The organism is Micromonospora globbae, assembly GCF_003610785.1.
Classification (GTDB): Bacteria; Actinomycetota; Actinomycetes; order Mycobacteriales; family Micromonosporaceae; genus Micromonospora; species Micromonospora globbae.
The window spans coordinates 15,673-32,027 of the sequence record NZ_RAQQ01000011.1 but is presented as its reverse complement, the minus strand read 5'-3'; the positions used below and the strand labels follow the sequence as shown (position 1 = coordinate 32,027).

The 16,355-nt window shown below is 74.4% G+C and carries 11 protein-coding genes; 5 read left to right on the top strand and 6 right to left on the bottom strand.

The genetic code is table 11. The features are described 5' to 3' along the window. Nucleotides 1–101: 101 nt before the first annotated feature. Nucleotides 102–2,015 (bottom strand): stealth family protein, encoded by a 1,914-nt coding sequence (locus D7I43_RS16340; RefSeq protein WP_120329383.1) that lies wholly within the window; start codon nucleotides 2,013–2,015, stop codon nucleotides 102–104. A 509-nt stretch (nucleotides 2,016–2,524) separates the two neighbouring features. Between D7I43_RS16340 and D7I43_RS16335 the strand changes: the two genes are divergently transcribed. After that, nucleotides 2,525–3,442 carry a DNA-3-methyladenine glycosylase family protein gene (locus tag D7I43_RS16335; protein WP_120329382.1) on the top strand — a complete coding sequence of 306 codons (918 nt, stop codon included), beginning with the start codon at nucleotides 2,525–2,527 and terminating at the stop codon, nucleotides 3,440–3,442. 7 nt (nucleotides 3,443–3,449) lie between these two features. Here D7I43_RS16335 and D7I43_RS16330 read toward each other — a convergent pair whose 3' ends face one another. Continuing rightward, on the bottom strand, nucleotides 3,450–3,662 hold the full coding sequence (locus D7I43_RS16330) for a hypothetical protein (protein WP_120329381.1): 213 nt from the start codon (nucleotides 3,660–3,662) through the stop codon (nucleotides 3,450–3,452). A 136-nt stretch (nucleotides 3,663–3,798) separates the two neighbouring features. Here D7I43_RS16330 and D7I43_RS16325 point away from each other — a divergent pair, with 136 nt between their 5' ends. From D7I43_RS16325 to D7I43_RS16310, 4 genes are all read left to right on the top strand, one after another. Next, nucleotides 3,799–4,914 carry an ATP-dependent DNA ligase gene (locus D7I43_RS16325; protein WP_120329380.1) on the top strand — a complete coding sequence of 372 codons (1,116 nt, stop codon included), beginning with the start codon at nucleotides 3,799–3,801 and terminating at the stop codon, nucleotides 4,912–4,914. A gap of 34 nt (nucleotides 4,915–4,948) precedes the next feature. After that, nucleotides 4,949–6,532: an alpha/beta hydrolase gene (locus tag D7I43_RS16320; protein WP_120329379.1), complete on the top strand. Its 1,584-nt coding sequence runs from the start codon at nucleotides 4,949–4,951 to the stop codon at nucleotides 6,530–6,532. A gap of 63 nt (nucleotides 6,533–6,595) precedes the next feature. Then, a complete protein-coding gene (locus D7I43_RS16315; protein WP_120329378.1) occupies nucleotides 6,596–7,954 on the top strand; it encodes an acyltransferase family protein in 1,359 nt (452 codons plus the stop codon). After that, nucleotides 7,947–8,399, top strand: a complete 453-nt coding sequence (locus tag D7I43_RS16310; RefSeq protein ID WP_120329377.1) for a GNAT family N-acetyltransferase — start codon at nucleotides 7,947–7,949, stop codon at nucleotides 8,397–8,399. The genes D7I43_RS16315 and D7I43_RS16310 overlap by 8 nt, the downstream gene beginning before the upstream one ends. Before the next feature lie 26 nt (nucleotides 8,400–8,425). Here D7I43_RS16310 and D7I43_RS16305 read toward each other — a convergent pair whose 3' ends face one another. The 4 genes from D7I43_RS16305 to D7I43_RS16290 all read right to left on the bottom strand — a co-directional run bounded on the left by D7I43_RS16305 (nucleotide 8,426) and on the right by D7I43_RS16290 (nucleotide 16,306). Continuing rightward, on the bottom strand, nucleotides 8,426–9,220 hold the full coding sequence (locus tag D7I43_RS16305) for an ABC transporter ATP-binding protein (protein ID WP_240032995.1): 795 nt from the start codon (nucleotides 9,218–9,220) through the stop codon (nucleotides 8,426–8,428). Beyond that, the gene (locus D7I43_RS16300; protein WP_120329376.1) at nucleotides 9,217–10,212 is read right to left on the bottom strand and encodes an ATP-binding cassette domain-containing protein; all 996 of its coding nucleotides are present in this window, start codon (nucleotides 10,210–10,212) and stop codon (nucleotides 9,217–9,219) included. The genes D7I43_RS16305 and D7I43_RS16300 overlap by 4 nt, the downstream gene beginning before the upstream one ends. A gap of 1 nt (nucleotide 10,213) precedes the next feature. Next, nucleotides 10,214–12,922, bottom strand: a complete 2,709-nt coding sequence (locus tag D7I43_RS16295) for an FtsX-like permease family protein (protein WP_120329375.1) — start codon at nucleotides 12,920–12,922, stop codon at nucleotides 10,214–10,216. A gap of 189 nt (nucleotides 12,923–13,111) precedes the next feature. Then, nucleotides 13,112–16,306: an FtsX-like permease family protein gene (locus D7I43_RS16290; RefSeq protein WP_120329374.1), complete on the bottom strand. Its 3,195-nt coding sequence runs from the start codon at nucleotides 16,304–16,306 to the stop codon at nucleotides 13,112–13,114. Between the last annotated feature and the right edge of the window lie 49 nt (nucleotides 16,307–16,355).

The window sequence follows — 16,355 nt, the reverse complement described above, 5'->3', positions numbered from 1 at the left end:
ACCGCTGCGGACAGACGGGCACGGAGGCGTCGCCGCCCGTGCGTGGCGGGCGTACGGCGCGACGACCGAACGAAGACGCCGTCGCCGACCGCTCCCTCTGCTCACGCACCGGGCGCCTCTCCCGGCCTCGGCCCGGTTCTGCCCGGCCCATCGGTCCGATCACGGGTGTGACGGCCAGCGGCGATACGCATCGACGGCAACGTGGGAGCGTCGAGCCGGGGTCCGACCCGAAGCCTCGACGAAGCCGCGGTGGGCGGCTGGAGTGTGGGAGTGGTCGGCGCGTCCACCTGCCTGGCGTGCCGCCCGGCGCCACGGGACTGCCGCCACAGGGCCGTGGCGCCCACCTTACGGCGCTCGGCCACCACGTCGTCGGGCAGCTCGAACGGCGCGGGGAAGGGCAGGTAGCGCGGCAGGAAGTCGGCCAGCATCGACTCCTGCTCCGCCCACGAGCGGGGGTCGGAGTCGGTGTCGTTGAGGCAGAACACGTCCCGGTTGCGGTTGACCAGCAGCTCGGCGAGCCGGGCCGGCGTCGACGGGTGGCCGAGGTCGGCGTACTCGTACTCGATGTCGCCGGGCACGGCCTGCGCCGTCAGGTACGCCCAGTACTGGTGCAGGGAGGACGGGATCGCCAGGTCCCCGGGGTGGCGGAAGCGGTGCGCGGCCGTCTGGGTCACCTCGGTCTGCAGCACCTGCTCGATCTGCTGCATGATGCTGCGCCGCAACGCGAACGGGGTGTGCTTCATCTTCTGCGTGATGGTGACACCGAACTGCCGCTGGATCTGGCGGCGGTTGTTCTTGCCGGCGGCGTTCACCGGCAGGTCACCGGGCTTCGCGTCACCCAGCCCGAACTGCGCCGGCGACGGGAAGAACTTCGCGATCCCGTTGGAGTGGAAGAAGTGGGTGGGCAGCAGCGGCCGGCCGAGGAACACGTCGTCGTTGAGGTAGAGGAAGTGCTCGGCGAGGCCCTCGATGCGGTGCAGCCGCGACTCGATGGCGTGTGAGTTGAACGACGACCGCCCGCCGAGGTCCGCGAACAGCTCGGCGTGGGACACCACGGTGACCATCGGGTGGTACGGGTCGAGCCAGCTCGGCAGTTGACTGTCCGTGATGAGGAAGATGCGCCGGAGCCAGGGCGCGAAGCTGTGGAGCGACCGCATGGAATAGCGCAGTTCGTCACGGTTGTGATAGCGCGACGAGTTGGCGGCCACGGCGTGCAGCGGTCCCCCGGCGTCGTACAGCGCCGCCCGCTTCCGCTCCAGCCACTCCGGGTCGGACCCGTCGACCCAGGTGTAGACGGCGTCGATGGGGAAGCCCACCCGGTCGAAGGCCCGGACGGCCAGGTCGCGGCGGGTGCCGTAGGTATGGTCGTCCGCCTCGGGCACGAAGTGGCTGAGCAGCGCCGCGGCGACGCGGACCGGCTCCGGCTCGAGGGGCGTCTCGTCGATGACGGCGTTGTGCCTGGGGGCGCGGACGACGTCGCCGTCGCGCGTCCAGAACTCGATCTCGCAGGCGAACTGCGAGCCCAGCACCACGTTCGCCCGCGCGTCCGTCACCGGGAACCACACCTGGAACACCTCGGTCGGCGCGAGGTCCGGCTGGTGCCGACCGGGCCGCACCTCCACGGTGCGCACGTGGGCGCCGGACAGCACCGGAGCGGAGGTGAGCGTGCGCCGCACCGCCTCGCGCTGGTCGGCGACCACCGCCACGGTGCTGCGCAGGTGGTCGTCGTTGCGCAGGCAGTGGTAGCGGATGCCGGCGGCGTCCAGCGCGGTGGTGACGGCCGTGAGGTTTCGGTGCCACATCTGCAGGGGCGTGGCGGCGGCGACCACCTCGGCCCGGGTGCGGACGCCCCCGTCGTCGACGGTCACCCGCGACCCGATCGGATGGACGGTGTCGCCACCGGACGGGCGGACGAAGGTGCGCACCAGGCCGATCCGGCGGTGCTCCGGCAGCATCTGCACGAGCCGGCGCCGCACCGGAGGGGGTAGCAGCCGGTAGAGCCGCAGGGCGATCATTCCACACACCGTCCGAAGGTGACGGACAGTTCGACGGCCGACACGGTCAGTGCCGGGCGGGCCGCGCCGACGAGACCCACCACACTATGCCTCGCGACGTCCCCTGAGCAGGCATCGCCGACCGCCTTCCTCCGTGCATCCCCGTTCGTCGCCGTCCGCGGGCCGCTGTGCGAGCGTCCACGACCTCGGCCACGGACGAACCGTCCCGGCTCCGGGCCCGGTTGGCAGCGCCGGGGCTCGGAGCATCGAATCGAGGGGCGACGTCGAGACGGTAGCAGCGCGTCAACCGGTGGGCCATCAGCTGTTCATCAGTTCGTCGGCTGCATGCGGCCTGACGCGTACCTATTTATGGGATTAGGCCCGATTCATTCGTTATATTCCACCAGTCCGAGGGACGCGCGGCTGCCGGTTCGGCCGATCCAGGTACGTCCCCAGCGACGATGGCCGACGGCCATCCGCGGCAGTACCCGCAGGACAGCCGACGGCCGGGAGTCTGGCACAGTGGCGGGATGACCGGGACGCCGCCCACCGCCAGCCGGGTGCTGCACCCGCCGGCCGGCTACCGGCTCGCGGCCTCCGTCCGCGCGCTCACGTTCAGCCCGTACGACCCGTGCGCGCGCATCGTGGCGGGCACGTTCTGGTTCGCCACCCGCACGCCCGACGGTCCCGCGACCCTCGCCCTGCACCCGGAGGCCGGGGACCTGCGGGCCGAGGGGTACGGCCCGGGCGCCGGATGGGTGGTCGAGCGCGCCGACGCCATCGCCGGTCTGCGCGACGACGTGACCGGCTTCGCCGCCCTGGCGGCGGCACACCCGCTCGTCGCCCGGTTGGCACGCGAGTACCGGGGCGTACGGATGCCGGCCACCGGTCTGGTCTTCCCCCGGGTGCTCCGCGCCGTCTTCGAGCAGAAGGTCACCGGCAAGGAGGCGTACCGCGCGTACGCCGCCACGGTCCGCCACTTCCGGGAACCCGCGCCCGGCCCGCTGCCGCTGCTGCTCCCGCCGGAGCCGGCGGCCGTGGCCGCCACGCCGTACTGGGTGTTCCACCCGTTCGGCGTGGAGCAGCGCCGGGCCGAGACGCTGCGGCGGGCGGCCGCCGTGGCGGACCGCCTGGAACGCTGTGGGGACGCCGCCGAGGCGACCCGCCGGTTGCGCGCCGTGCCGGGCATCGGGCCGTGGACCGCCGCCGAGGTGGTCCGCGTGGCGTACGGCGACCCGGACGCGGTCAGCGTCGGCGACTACCACGTGCCCAACACGGTCGCCTGGGCGCTGGCCGGTGAGCCGCGCGGTGACGACGCCCGGATGCTCGCCCTGCTGGAGCCGTTCCGCGGTCACCGCGGCCGGGTCTGCGTCCTGCTGGAGGCCGCGGGCGTGCAGGCCCCGAAGTACGGCCCGCGCGCGCCCATCCGCTCCTTCGCCCGCTTCTGACCCGGGCTCAGGCCGCCTCGCGGAGGTCGGCGAGGGTGAGCGGCGTACACCGGCGCAGCAGGTCCTCCAGTTCGGGGATCGAGCCGACCTCGCCGAGCACGTTCTTCCCGCCGCCGAACTGCCGGGGATAGCGGTGCGACAGCCGGTAGCGGTAGCGGCCGCGGACCAGCTCCACGCTGACCCGGTACCGCCCGCAGCACGCGCAGCTCCACTCCGGCACCCGGCGAAGGTAGCTCTGACCTGCGGTTTCCTGATTCCGGCGCAGGGTGAGGAGGGGGACGACGGCGGACACCACGCCCAGGACGCAGCGGTGATGTGCCTCACGGTTGTCGGTGCCGTCTGGTTGACTGGTCGCCGTGGAGCTGCCGATCAACCCGCCGGTCGAGCCGATGCTGGCCAAGAGCGTGCCGCGGATCCCCACCGCGCCCGGGATGACGTACGAGCCGAAGTGGGACGGCTTCCGGTGCATCATCTTCCGCGACGGCGACGAGGTGGAGCTGGCAAGCCGCGGCGGCAAGACGATGACCCGCTACTTCCCCGAGGTCGTCGAGCAGGCCCGGCGGCAGCTGCCGGAGCGCTGCGCCGTCGACGGCGAGCTCATCGTGATCCGCCGCGACGGCCCGGGCGGCCAGCCGCGGCTCGACTTCGAGATGCTGGGCCAGCGCATCCACCCGGCCGCGTCGCGGGTGAAGCTGCTGGCCGAGACCACCCCGGCCGACTTCGTGGCGTTCGACCTGCTCGCCATCGGCGACGAGGCGCTGCTCGACCAGCCCTATCCGCAGCGCCGGGCCCGGCTGGAGGCGGCGCTGAAGGGCGTACGCCCGCCCGTGCACGTCACCCAGGTCACCACCGACCCGGACACCGCGCACCGCTGGTTCGACGTCTTCGAGGGCGCCGGGCTGGACGGGCTCATCGCCAAGCCGGCCGACCTGCCCTACGAGCCGGGCAAGCGGCTCATGTTCAAGGTGAAGCACGCCCGCACCGCCGACGTGGTGGTCGCCGGCTTCCGCTGGCACAAGTCCGGCCCGGTCGTCGGCTCGCTGCTGCTCGGCCTCTACGACGACGACGGCGTGCTGCACCACGTCGGCGTGAGCGCGTCGTTCAGCATGGCCCGCCGGGCGGAGCTGCTGGACGAGCTGGCCCCCTACCGGGACGTCGGCGACGAGCACCCGTGGGTGCACGGCGACCACGAACGCGGCCAGCGCATCCCCGGCGGCGTGAGCCGGTGGACCGGCACGAAGAACCTCGAGTGGGAGCCGTTGCGCCCCGAGCTGGTGCTCGAGGTCGGCTACGACGCGATGGAGGGCGACCGCTTCCGCCACACCGCCCAGTTCGTCCGCTGGCGGCCCGACCGCGACCCCCGCTCGTGCCGCTACGACCAGCTCGACCGCCCGATCCGGTACGACGTCGACCAGGTGCTGCGGGGCGACCCGGCCACCACCGTGGAATCCCCCGCCACCGGCCCGGCGTAGCCTGGCGGCGAGACGATCACGGAGGACCCACTCGATGCCCCGCACCGACGACCGGATCCGCCGGGTCCGCCGCGCCCTGGCCGTGTTCGCCGCCACGGCACTGCTCACCGCCGGCTGCACCCTGCCCGCGTTCGCGCCACGCGCCGAGCCCACCGGCGAGGCGGCGGCGCCGGGCACCGCGCCGACCTGGCGGGCGTGCCCGGAGGTCGCCGACCAGCTCGTCGGCCAGGGCGCGCCGAACATGCGCTACGAGTGCACCCGCATCGCGGTGCCGCGCAACTGGGGCACCGGCACCGGCGCCACCACGGGCCCGGGCGCCGGCGAGACCTTCGAGATCGCCCTGCTGCGGGCCCGCTCGACCAAGCAGCGGGACCGCATCGGCTCGCTGGTCATCAACCCGGGCGGGCCGGGCGGCTCCGGGGTCGACACGGCCGTCTACCTCTCGTTCGGGTCGGCGTTCGGCGGCCTCCCCACGACGGTCACCGAGCGCTTCGACATCGTGGGCTTCGACCCGCGCGGGGTGTCCCGCTCCAGCCCCGTCAAGTGCATCTCCGACGCCGACCTGGACGCGAGCTTCGGCTACGACCCCGATCCCCGCAGCCAGGAGTCGTTCGACGGGATCGTCGCCCTCAACCGGCGCATCGGGCAGGGCTGCGGCCAGAAGTACGGCGACCAGTTGCCGCTCTACGGCACCGAGCAGGCCGCGCGGGACATGGACGCGGTCCGCGCCGCGCTCGGCGACGAGAAGCTCACCTACCTGGGCTACTCGTACGGGACGCTGCTCGGCGCCACGTACGCCCAGCTCCACCCGCAACGGGTGCGGGCGCTCGTGCTCGACGGCGCGGTCGACCCGAAGCAGGGCCTGGTGGCCGGATCGGAGAGCCAGGCGAAGGGCTTCGAGCGGGCGTTCGGCAACTTCACCCGCTGGTGCGCGGCGAACGCCGGCCGCTGCCCCATCGCACCGGACGCACGGGCCGCGGTGACCGACGCGATCGACAAGGCGCGGGTCTCGCCGGTACGCGGCGCGGACGGGCGGGAGGCGACCGCCGGCTGGGTGTTCTACGCGATCATCTCCTCCCTCTACACCGAGCCCGGCTGGCAGGAGCTGGCCCGGGCCATCGACCGGCTCGAGGGCGGCGACCCCACCGACGTGTTCCGCCTCGCCGACGCGTACGCCGGCCGCGGCGACGACGGCCACTACTCCAACCTGTTCGACGCCAACCTGGCGATCAACTGCGCCGACGAGGACGAGAAGCCGAGCCTCGCGCGGATCCGCGAGCTGCAGTCGCAGTGGCGGGAGAAGTACCCGCTGTTCGGGCCCGCGCTGGCGGTGGGCATGCTCGCGTGCGCCGAGTGGCCCGGCGGGCGGGATCCGTACCCGACCGGCCCGGCGGTCGGCGCCCCGCCGATCGTCGTGGTGGGCACGACCGGCGACCCGGCCACCCCGTACGAGCAGACGCAGGCGCTCGCCTCGATGCTCGGCGTCGGGCGGGTGCTGACCTGGGAGGGCGAGGGGCACACCGCCTACCCGCAGACCGCCTGCATCACCGACGCCGTCGACGCCTACCTGATCGACCTGACCGTGCCGCCGCAGGGGCAGCGCTGCCCGGCCCGGTGACCGTCGGAGAAGTGATCGAACGGCCGAATTACCGATGCTGGGGCACCTGTAAGGTACCTCGCCATGGCGATCGTGTTCGGCCGGCGCGAATCCGGTTCACCCCCCGCTGCGCTCACCCGCGACGGCGGTTCGCGGGCCGCCGGCCGGCTCGCGGTCATCGACGGCCTGCGCCTGGCCGCCGCGCTCATGGTGGTGATGTACCACTACACCGCCTACAACAGTGGCGTTAAGGGCGCCTGGGGCGCGAAGCCGGAGGTCACGTTCCCGCAACTGCACCAGGTGAGCGCGTACGGCTTCTTCGGCGTTCAGTTGTTCTTCATCATCAGCGGCTTCGTCATCTGCATGAGCTGCTGGGGCCGTACGCCCGGGGCGTTCTTCCGCTCCCGGGTGACCCGGCTCTACCCGGCCTACTGGGCAGCCGTACTCATCACCACGGTCGTTCTGACGCTGTGGCCCACCGTGCGCACGAGGCTGAGTTGGAGCGACGTCCTGCTCAACCTCACGATGCTGCAGGGTGCGCTCGACCGCCCCGCGGTCGATGCCGTGTACTGGACGCTCTGGAACGAAGCCCTGTTCTACCTGCTCTTCTCGGTGCTGGTCTGGTGGGGCCTGACGCTGAGCCGGACCATGAAGTTCTGCTACGCCTGGCTCATCGCGTCGGTCCTGGTCGCCAACTCCGACCAGCAACTGCTGCGGACAATCCTGCAACCGGAGTACGCGCCGTTCTTCGTGGCCGGCATCGCCCTCTACCTCATCCACCGGTTCGGGCCCGACCTCATGCTCTGGGGACTGGTCGGTGCTTCGTACCTGCTCGCCCAGTTCTGGACCGTGCGGCGCGTGAACCACGTCACCGCCAAGGGGCTGACCACTCACCTGTCACCGGTCGTGGGTGTCCTGCTGATCACCGCGTTCTTCCTGGTGATGACCGTGATCGCACTCGGTTGGACGGCGTCGATCCGGTGGCGCTGGCTGACCACGGCCGGCCTGCTCACATACCCCCTGTACCTGCTGCACGAGTACATCGGCTGGACGATCATCCACGCGGTCCGTGACGTCGCCCCTCGCCCGGTCGTCCTCGTGGCGGTCGTGCTCCTCATGCTTGGCGCGGCATGGCTGCTGCACCGCCTGATCGAGCGGCCGCTCGCGCGGATGCTGCGCAACGGCCTGGCCGCCGCGAGCACCCGCGCCGGCCGCCCGGACCGGGACGAACCCAGCCCAACCGCACCCGCCGCACCCCCCTCCCCGACCATCGAAACCCCCGTCCCCCCGAAGGACCCCTCGATGGACGACACGCTCGTCCTTCCGATCCAGCGCGGGCCGGCCACCGATGAAGGGTGGTCGCCTGCTGCCCACCGGCCGCCGGGTGCACCCGGCACCGGCTCATCGCCGAGCGTCACTGTGCAAGCCTCCGGGCATGAGTGATCTGATCTTCCGCGAGGCGGTCCGGGCCGACCTGCCGGCGATCGTCGCGCTGCTCGCCGACGACGTCCTCGGCAAGGCGCGCGACTTCACGCAGGTCGACGACGCGTACGAGAAGGCGTTCGCCGACGTCACCGCCGACCCGCGCAACCAGTTGATCGTCGCCGACTCCGGCGGTGAGCTGGTCGGTTGCTTCCAGATCACCTACATCCCCGGGCTGGGCCGCCACGGCGCCGAGCGGGCGCTGATCGAGTCCGTCCGTGTCCGCTCCGACCTCCGCGGCCAGGGGCTCGGCCGGCGGATGATGACCTGGGCCATCGACCAGGCCCGCGAGCGGGGCTGCGGGCTGGTGCAGCTCACCACCGACAAGTCCCGCCACGACGCGCACCGCTTCTACACGAGCCTCGGGTTCGTGGCCAGCCACGAGGGGATGAAGCTCCCGCTCTGACCCGCCGGCCGGCGGCCGGGCCCGGGTCAGGCGTCGGAGAGGCGGCCGTCGCGCAGGGTCAGCGTACGGTCGGCCAGCTCGATGAGCGCCGGGTCGTGGGTGGCGACCAGGATGGTCGTGCCGCGCGCGTGCACCACGGCCCGGAGCAGGTTCATGATCGAGCGTCCGGTCTCCGAGTCGAGCTGACCGGTGGGCTCGTCGGCGATCAGCAGGGCCGGCTCGTTGGCCAGCGCCCGCGCCACGGCCACCCGCTGCTGCTGCCCACCGGAGAGCTCGTACGGCCGCTGCGCCGCGTGCCCACCGAGGCCCACCAGTTCGAGCAGCATCGCCACCCGCTCCTCCCGCTCGGCGGCCGGCACCCGGGCCAGCCGCAGCGGCACACCGACGTTCTCGGCGGCGGAGAGGATCGGCACCAGGCCGAAGGTCTGGAAGACGAAGCTGACCGTCCCCCGCCGCAGGTCGAGCAGTTCCCGCTCGCCGGCGGCGGTCACGTCGTGCCCGGCCACCACCACCCGGCCGCTGTCCGGCCGGTCGAGCCCGCCGATGAGGTTCAGCAGGGTGGTCTTGCCGGCGCCGGACCGGCCCCGGATGGCGAGCAGCTCCCCCCGTGCGGCGGTGAACGACACGTCGCGTACGGCGTGCACCGCGTGCTCACCCCGCCCGAAGGTCCGGCTCACCCCCTCGACCCGGACCACCACGTCGGTGGCCGGCGCGGCCGTCGCGCGCGACCGGCCACCGGCCGCCGTACCGTCCCAGCCCGCGTCCCGGCTGTCCGTCGCCGCCCCGGCCCGGCCGTCCGTCCCCACGTCCCACCCGTTCATGCCTCAGCCTTCCCGTCGGTCGGGGCCTGGTCGCCCGGCCGTACCTCCACGTGGTCCGGCTCCAGGTTGAGCCGGACGCGGTCCCGCAACTCGAGCGCCTCGACGAACGCGGCCGGCAGCTGCATCCGCCCGGTCCGGTCGAGCACCGCGTACTCCTCGCTGACCAGCTCGGTGCTGCCGTCCGCGCCGACGCGCGCGGTGCGGCGTACCTCCGAGGCGGTCCGGCCGTCGCGGATCGCGACGGTCCGCCGGACCTGGGTGGCGACCGCCTGGTCGTGGGTCACGACGACCACGGTGACGCCCAGTTCGGCGTTGATGGTGCGCAGCGCGGCGAAGACCTCCGCGCCGGTGGCCTCGTCCAGTTCGCCGGTCGGTTCGTCGGCGAAGAGCACCTCCGGGTCGTTGGCCACCGCGACCGCCACGGCGCAGCGTTGCTGCTCGCCGCCGCTGAGCTGGCCCGGCCGGCGGTCCGCGCAGTAGCCGACGCCGACCAGGTCGAGCAGCTCCCGGGCCCGCTCGCGGCGGGCCCGCCGCCCGCGCCCGCCGGCCAGCTGCATCGGCAGCTCCACGTTCTCCAACGCCGTGAGGTACGGCAGCAGGTTGCGCCCGGTCTGCTGCCAGACGAAGCCGACCGTCCGCCGCCGGTAGCTCAGGCGCCGCTTCGCCGACAGGTTGAGCAGGTCGTACCCGGCCACCCGGGCGATGCCGGCGGTCGGGGTGTCCAGCCCGGAGAGGATGTTCAGCAGCGTGGACTTGCCGGATCCGGAGGCGCCCACGATCGCCACCAGCTCACCCCGGTCGATGACCAGGTCGAGCCCCTGCAGGGCGACCACCTCGACGCCCTCGGTCTTGAAGATGCGGACCAGCCCGTCACAGACGATGTGCCCGCGGAGCCGGTCCCGGCCGCCGGCCCGCTCGGCCGCCCGCTGGGCGGCCCGCTGTTGCAGGTCGGCCAGGTCCGGCACGACCGATGTCGACGCGGTAGCGGTCATCTCAGCTCTCCTCTCCGAGCCGGAGCACCTCACCGAGGCGCAGCCGGCGGTTGTTCAGGGTCTCGACGGCGACCGCGAAGCCCAGGGCGACCGCCCCGAGCGCGACGACCGCGGCGACCAGCCCCGGTTCGAACGCCACCCGGACCGGTACGCCGCTCGTGAACGCGGACAGGCCGAGCACCGGGGTGAGCAGCAGCGGCAGGAGCGCACCCACCACCGCACCGGTCAGCACCGCCGCGCCGACCAGCGGCGCCAGCTCGACCAGGAGCAGACCCCGCCACTGGCGGCGGGACAGGCCGAGGGTCCGCAGCCGGGACAGCACCAGACCGCGGCTGCGGGCGCCGGCCAGAACGGTGAACGCGATGGCGAGCAGACCGAGCACCGTCGCGCCGGCCGCGCCGGCGGCGAAGGCGAACACCAGCACGCCGTTCGCCCCGCTGCCGCCCACCTGCTGGCGGGCCTGCTCCCACGTGAGCACCTCCACGCCGCGGGGCCGCTGCCCGCCCGTGACGGTCCCGGTCTTCTGGTACCGGTCCTGGCCCTCGTCGCCGACCAGCCGCAACGCCTCGGCGTCGAGGTCGTCACCACCGATCAGGAAGCCCGTCGGCACCGGCTCGCGGGGGCCGTCGGGCAGCGCCTGCCAGGGCAGCACCACGAACCGCTGCGTCTCCCGCGACACCAGCGGGAAGCTCTCGGCGGTGGCGGCCACCCGGAACTCGTACCGCCGGCCCTGCACGGCCACGAACGCCGAGCCGGTCATCTCCTGCTCGGCCAGGTCGGCGGCGACCGCCGGGGAGACCACCGCCGGCACCGCGCCGGGCTGCCCGCCGGCGCCGGTCAGCGACTCCGGCACCGTGACGTCCGCGCCGGTCTCCCGCACCAACCGGGCGAGCGCCGGACCGTCGACCAGCAGCACGGCGGTGGTGCCGAGGCCCGCGTCGGTGCCGGCCTCGTCCCGGGCCAGGCGCGGCGCCGGCTCGTAGGCAACCGGGAGGGCGTCGGCCACTCCGGGCATCCGTTCCAGCTCCGCTTCGGTGTCCGGGGCGAGCCGTTCACCGCGGATCAACGCGTCGGCCGGAACGGACCGGCTCGCGGCCCGGTCCCGGCTCCCCTCGATGCCGGCCGCGACCACCGCGCAGAAGCCGGCGGTGGCGATGGCCAGCACCACCACGACCACCGGGGCCGCCGTCACGGCCCGCCCGGCGCGGGCGGTGCCGAGGAAGGCGACGCTGCCCCGGGTACGGGCCGCGATCCGGCTGACGAGCCGCAACGGCAGCGGGTACGCGCGCATCGCGAGCACGGCCACGGCGAGGGCCAGCAGCACCGGCACCGCCACCAGCAGCGGGTCCACCTCCCCGAGGGTGAGTCCCCGGCGGCGCAGCAGCACCACGGCAAGCCCGGCCAACAGGACGAGGAAGACCTCCACGGTCACCCTCCGCGCGGAGGGCCGCAGCCGAACGAGGTCCCGCCGCCCGGTGTTCCCGGACGGAACGGCGAGGGCGGCGACCGGCAGGGCCAGCGTGAGCAGCACGGCGACGCCGACGACGTACGGCAGGGTGTCCTCGGCCGGACCGGGGACCAGCTGACCGAGCAGCCAGCCCGCCGCCGCCGCGACGGGGACGACCAGCAGTGACTCGGCGAGGCTCCGCCGGGCACCGGCCACGGCGGCGCCGCCTCGGGCGCGCATGAGCAGGTACTCGTCCCGTCGGCGGCGGGTCGCCAGCGCGACGGCCAGCAGCACCAGCCCGCCCAGCGTGGCCAGCACCCCGGCCCCGATCACCGCGAGCACCGTACGGGCGGCGGCCAGCGCGTCGGCGAACTCCCGCAGCGGCACGTCGGCGCCCTGCACGAAGGAGCGTCCCGGCGTGGCCTCCTGGGACATGCGCTGGAGGGCGTCGATCAACTCGTCCAGCGCCCGGACGTCCATGCCGTGCGTGCCGAGCCGGTAGCGCCAGCTGAACCGGGTCGGCCAGTCGGCGGCGGCGAGCCGGTCCAGGCCGGAGGCGTCCACGGCGCCGACGGCGACGAACGGTTGGCCGTCTCCCTGCGGTTCCTCCACCCGCAGCACCTGCGGCAGGCCCTCCCAGATGCCGTCGGCGCGGTCCCGGGGCCGGAAGACACCGACCACGGTCACCGGGACCGCGTCGGCGCCGGGCGTCGTCTCCAGAGGCGACAGGTTCAACTGGCTGCCGACCCGCAGGTTCAACCGGCGGGCCACATCGTCGGCCAGCGCCACCTGCACCGGCGCGGTGTCGGCCGCGGCGCCCTCGGGCCACCGCCCGTCGACGAGGGTGCCCGCGTCCTGGATCCCGGGAAGGGCACGCAGGCTGAGGTCGACCAGCAGGTTCCGGGCCTTCAGGTCCGGGCCGGTGAGCCGGCCCGCGACGGTCTCGGCGGTGTACCACCGCCGGTCGACCATGTCGCTCACGATCGGCGGCATCTCCTCCTGGATCCGGTCGAGTTCCCGCCGCTGGACCTCCGCCAGGGAGGTGCCGGTGTCGGCGGCGGTGAGCGGCTGGGACGAGTAGAGAAGGTCCCGCTGCACCGCCGGCGCGGTGGCCAGTTGCTCGCGCAGACCCTGCTCCGCGAGCCGGTTCACCGTCCGGGGCACTCCGTTGATGAGCAGTGTGACGACCAGCGTCAGCACCGCCAGGAGCAGGAAGTGCCCACCGTACGCCCGCACCCGGCGGACGACCGCACCGATGCTCATGCCCCCGCCTCCCTCCGGTCGGCGCCGCCACGAGACTCCACCGCGCAGTGCCCGATGATTCGCTCGCTGCGCTCGCTCATGCCGCCGCCTCCCTCCGGTCGGCGCCGAGCGGTTCCCGCCCGCCGCGCTGGACCACCCGCTCGCTCCCCGTGCCGTGTGCGCACGTTCCGCCCGGTCGGCTCCGCCCGGTCACCGTTCTCCCCCGATCCGCAGTTGCGCCGCCGCCACCCGCTGCCGGATACCGAGGGCGATGGACAGGCTGAAGGCGAGCGCCGCCAGCAGCAGGCCGACGGCCGTCAACCCGATGGGCAGCCACGGCATGGTGAACGCCGCCTCCGGCACCGGCCGGCCTCCGCCCGGCGTGAGGATGACGAGGGGTGCCATCGTGGCGCCCACCACGGCGCCGAGCAGCAGCCCGACGCCGACACCGATACCGGCCAGGAGGGTCTGCTCGGCCAGCAACGCCCGGGCCAGCAGGCGCGGCCCGGCGCCCAGTGTGTGCAGCACGGCGAGTTCCGTGATCCGGTGCCGCGCGGTGGCCCAGACGTCGACCATCAGCCCGACCAGGGCCAGCAGGACCGAGCCGAGGGCGGCGGCCAGCAGCGCGAGCCGCGCCCCCCGCCAGTACGGGTCCCGGGCGGCCGCCTCGGTCACCTCGCGCCGGTCGACCACGGTGGTGCCGGACACCTCGGCCAGGGCACGTGCCGCCTCCGCGTGTCCACGATCGTCGGCGCCCAGCCACCACTCCGGCACCGGCCGCACCGTGCCCGCGGCCCGGACCAGCCAGTCGACGGCGGCCGGCAGGTCGATGAGGATCCCGTTGCCGGGGCTGGTCGGCACCGCCTCGACCTCGCCCAGCACCGTCACCGGCACCGACGCGCCGGAGAGCGCGAGGGTGACCGTGTCGCCGACGTCGACGCTGAGCGCGTCGCGTACGGCCGCGGTCATGAGCGCCGGCACGGGCGGGTTCTCGCCCGCCGGCACGACGGCGAACCGGCTGGACGGCTGGAACGCGAACCGGCCGCCGGCACGCAGCACGATCGGATAGGCGGCGGTCAGGCCGGTGGGCGTGACGGACAGCGTCGCCTCGCCGCCGTCCTCGGCGCCGACCCCCTTCCAGCCGTCGCCGAGCTGCACGGGCCGGGGCGTGCCGTCCTGGCCTTCCGCCCGCAGGTCGGTCACCTCCAGCCGGTACTCACGGCCGGCCGCGTCACCGGCGTCCGCCACGAACCCGGCCAGCCGCAGGGTGCCGGCCCCTTCCGGAAGCGCGACCCGGAACGGGGCGGGTCGACCGCTGCTCTGCGTGGTGGCGACGGGCAGGCGGAAGGCGAGCCCGTCCGCCCGGGTCAGCAGGAGGGAGACGGCGACCTCGTGGGCTCGCACCGGGTCCCACACGGGGGTGCGGACGGTGCCCGTCACGGCCCGGGTGCCCTCGGGAAGTTCGACACCGGCGGGGGCACCCCGCGCCCGGGCCATCCGTTGGAAGACCGACGTGGCGGGCTCGCCCGCGAGCCGGTCGTTGAGCCGCACCACCCCTGTCGCGTTCGCCGTGTCGAGGGCCACCACGGTGGTCGGCAGGCTGTCGCGCCCGACCCGGACCTCGTCGCGCCACGCCGGCAGCACCGCCTGCACGCCGGACAGCGCCGCGAGTTGCCCGGCCCGGTCGTCCGGCGCCACGCCGGTGCGCTCGGTCAGCCGCAGGTCCGCCCCGACGGTGTGGTCGGCCTGTTCGGCCTGCGACCGCTCGCCCGTGCTGACCAGGGACCAGGCCAGGGTGCTGCCGCTCACGGCGAGGGCGAGCAGCAGGACGGGCCCGGCGTGCGGACGCCGTCCCGCCTGCCACATGCCGAACATCGTGGCGGTCCACTGCCGCCGGTTCACGAACCGCTCGGCGAAGCGGGTGACCGGCGGGATCAGCCGCAGCGCCACCGCGGCGCCCGCCAGCACGCCGAGCGTCGGCGCGGCGACCAGCAGCGGGTCGAGCCCGAGTTGCGCCCCGGCGCCGGCCAGCGGCGAGTCGTACTGGCGCAGCTGCATCCAGGCGAGCACCGCGAGGGCGACGAGGGCCAGGTCGAGGCTGGCCCGTTGCAGCGACGCGGCGCGGCGGGGCCGGGACCGGGCGGCCATGTCGGCCACGTACGTGCCCGCCCCGCGAAGCGTCGGCACGACCATCGCGACGAGGCACCCGGCGGCGGCCACACACGCCACCAGCCACAGCAGGGTGGCGTCGCCCCCGGCGAGCGTCAGCCCGGCGCCGGCCGGTCCGTCGACGTGCCGCAGCGCCTCGCCGGCCAGCAGCGGACCGAGCAGCGCGGCCGGCAGGACGACGAGGAACGCCTCGCGGGTGGCCAGACCGGCCAACTGGCGGCGGGCCGCGCCCCGGGCCCGCAGGAGGGCGATCTGCGGCCGGCGGTCCTCGTGCAGCAGCACGGCGACGAGCACCAGGGCGTACCCGCCGAGGACCACGATCAGCAGCAGCGGGGTGGCCAGCGACGACCGTCCGACGAGGTCGGCCCGGGCGATCTTGTCGAACAGCCGGTCCATCGAGGTGAGGCTCTGCGCGGACGAGCCGAGGCCGGCGGCCTCCGGCAGGTCCTCGATGATCGGGGCGGCGGCGGACCAGAGGCCGGGCAGCCGGTCCGCGGCCACCGCCCTGAGGTCCGGCTCGACGAGCCAGGACGCCGACACCGAGCCCGGGAAGGTGGCCGCGAAGTCGGCCGGGTCGAGCACGAACGGGCCGTACGACGTGGTCGACTCGGCCGCGCTGCCGGCACCGACGCCCGGCGCCAACCGCCAGTACGGGTCGGTGGCGTCGCGGGGGCGCCACGTGCCGGTGAGCACCATCTGGCTGGACCGCTCGGAGCTGCGGTCGCGCACCGGGATCCGCTCGCCGGCGGTCAGGCCGAGGGTGGCCGCCACCTTCTCGGGCAGGGTCACCTGGAGCGGGTTCGCCCCGGGAACGGGCCAGGCCCCGCTGGCCAGCTCGGCGCGCTCCGGCAGGTCGTCGAGGGTGGCCAGGTTGGCGAAGACGGGGTCATCGCCCTCGCGCGTGACCGGGCCGAGGTCGCCGGTGAGCTCCCGGCCGCTGCCGTACCGGGCGGTGCTCACGGTGACCGGCGCGCCGCCGAACGCCGCGGCGGCACGGTCGCGGACGATCCCGTCCCGCTCGGTGAACTCCGCGACGTCCTGGCCGGCCGAGCCGCTCACCAGCAGGCTGCGCTCCTCGACGGGCGCGCCCGCGAGCAGCGCCTGTTGCCCGGCCGCCACCGACCGGCGGCTGTAGTCGGAGAGCCCGGTGACCAACGCGACCGCGACCAGAGCGGCGATCACCGCGGCCGCCAGCAGCCCCCGTGCCTCGCGGGCCCGCCTCCACACCAGCTTCATCCGACGCCCTCCCCTGGCCCCCTCGGGCCGAACGCCCAGGGAAAGGGGT

Bases quoted from the DNA above. Each gene is read 5' to 3' on its own strand.
- D7I43_RS16300 (WP_120329376.1), bottom strand. From the start codon at position 10,212: ATGACCGCTACCGCGTCGACATCGGTCGTGCCGGACCTGGCCGACCTG.
- D7I43_RS16340 (WP_120329383.1), bottom strand. From the start codon at position 2,015: ATGATCGCCCTGCGGCTCTACCGGCTGCTACCCCCTCCGGTGCGGCGC.
- D7I43_RS16315 (WP_120329378.1), top strand. From the start codon at position 6,596: ATGGCGATCGTGTTCGGCCGGCGCGAATCCGGTTCACCCCCCGCTGCG.
- D7I43_RS16305 (WP_240032995.1), bottom strand. From the start codon at position 9,220: ATGAACGGGTGGGACGTGGGGACGGACGGCCGGGCCGGGGCGGCGACG.
- D7I43_RS16335 (WP_120329382.1), top strand. From the start codon at position 2,525: ATGACCGGGACGCCGCCCACCGCCAGCCGGGTGCTGCACCCGCCGGCC.
- D7I43_RS16295 (WP_120329375.1), bottom strand. From the start codon at position 12,922: ATGAGCATCGGTGCGGTCGTCCGCCGGGTGCGGGCGTACGGTGGGCAC.
- D7I43_RS16320 (WP_120329379.1), top strand. From the start codon at position 4,949: ATGCCCCGCACCGACGACCGGATCCGCCGGGTCCGCCGCGCCCTGGCC.
- D7I43_RS16290 (WP_120329374.1), bottom strand. From the start codon at position 16,306: ATGAAGCTGGTGTGGAGGCGGGCCCGCGAGGCACGGGGGCTGCTGGCG.
- D7I43_RS16310 (WP_120329377.1), top strand. From the start codon at position 7,947: ATGAGTGATCTGATCTTCCGCGAGGCGGTCCGGGCCGACCTGCCGGCG.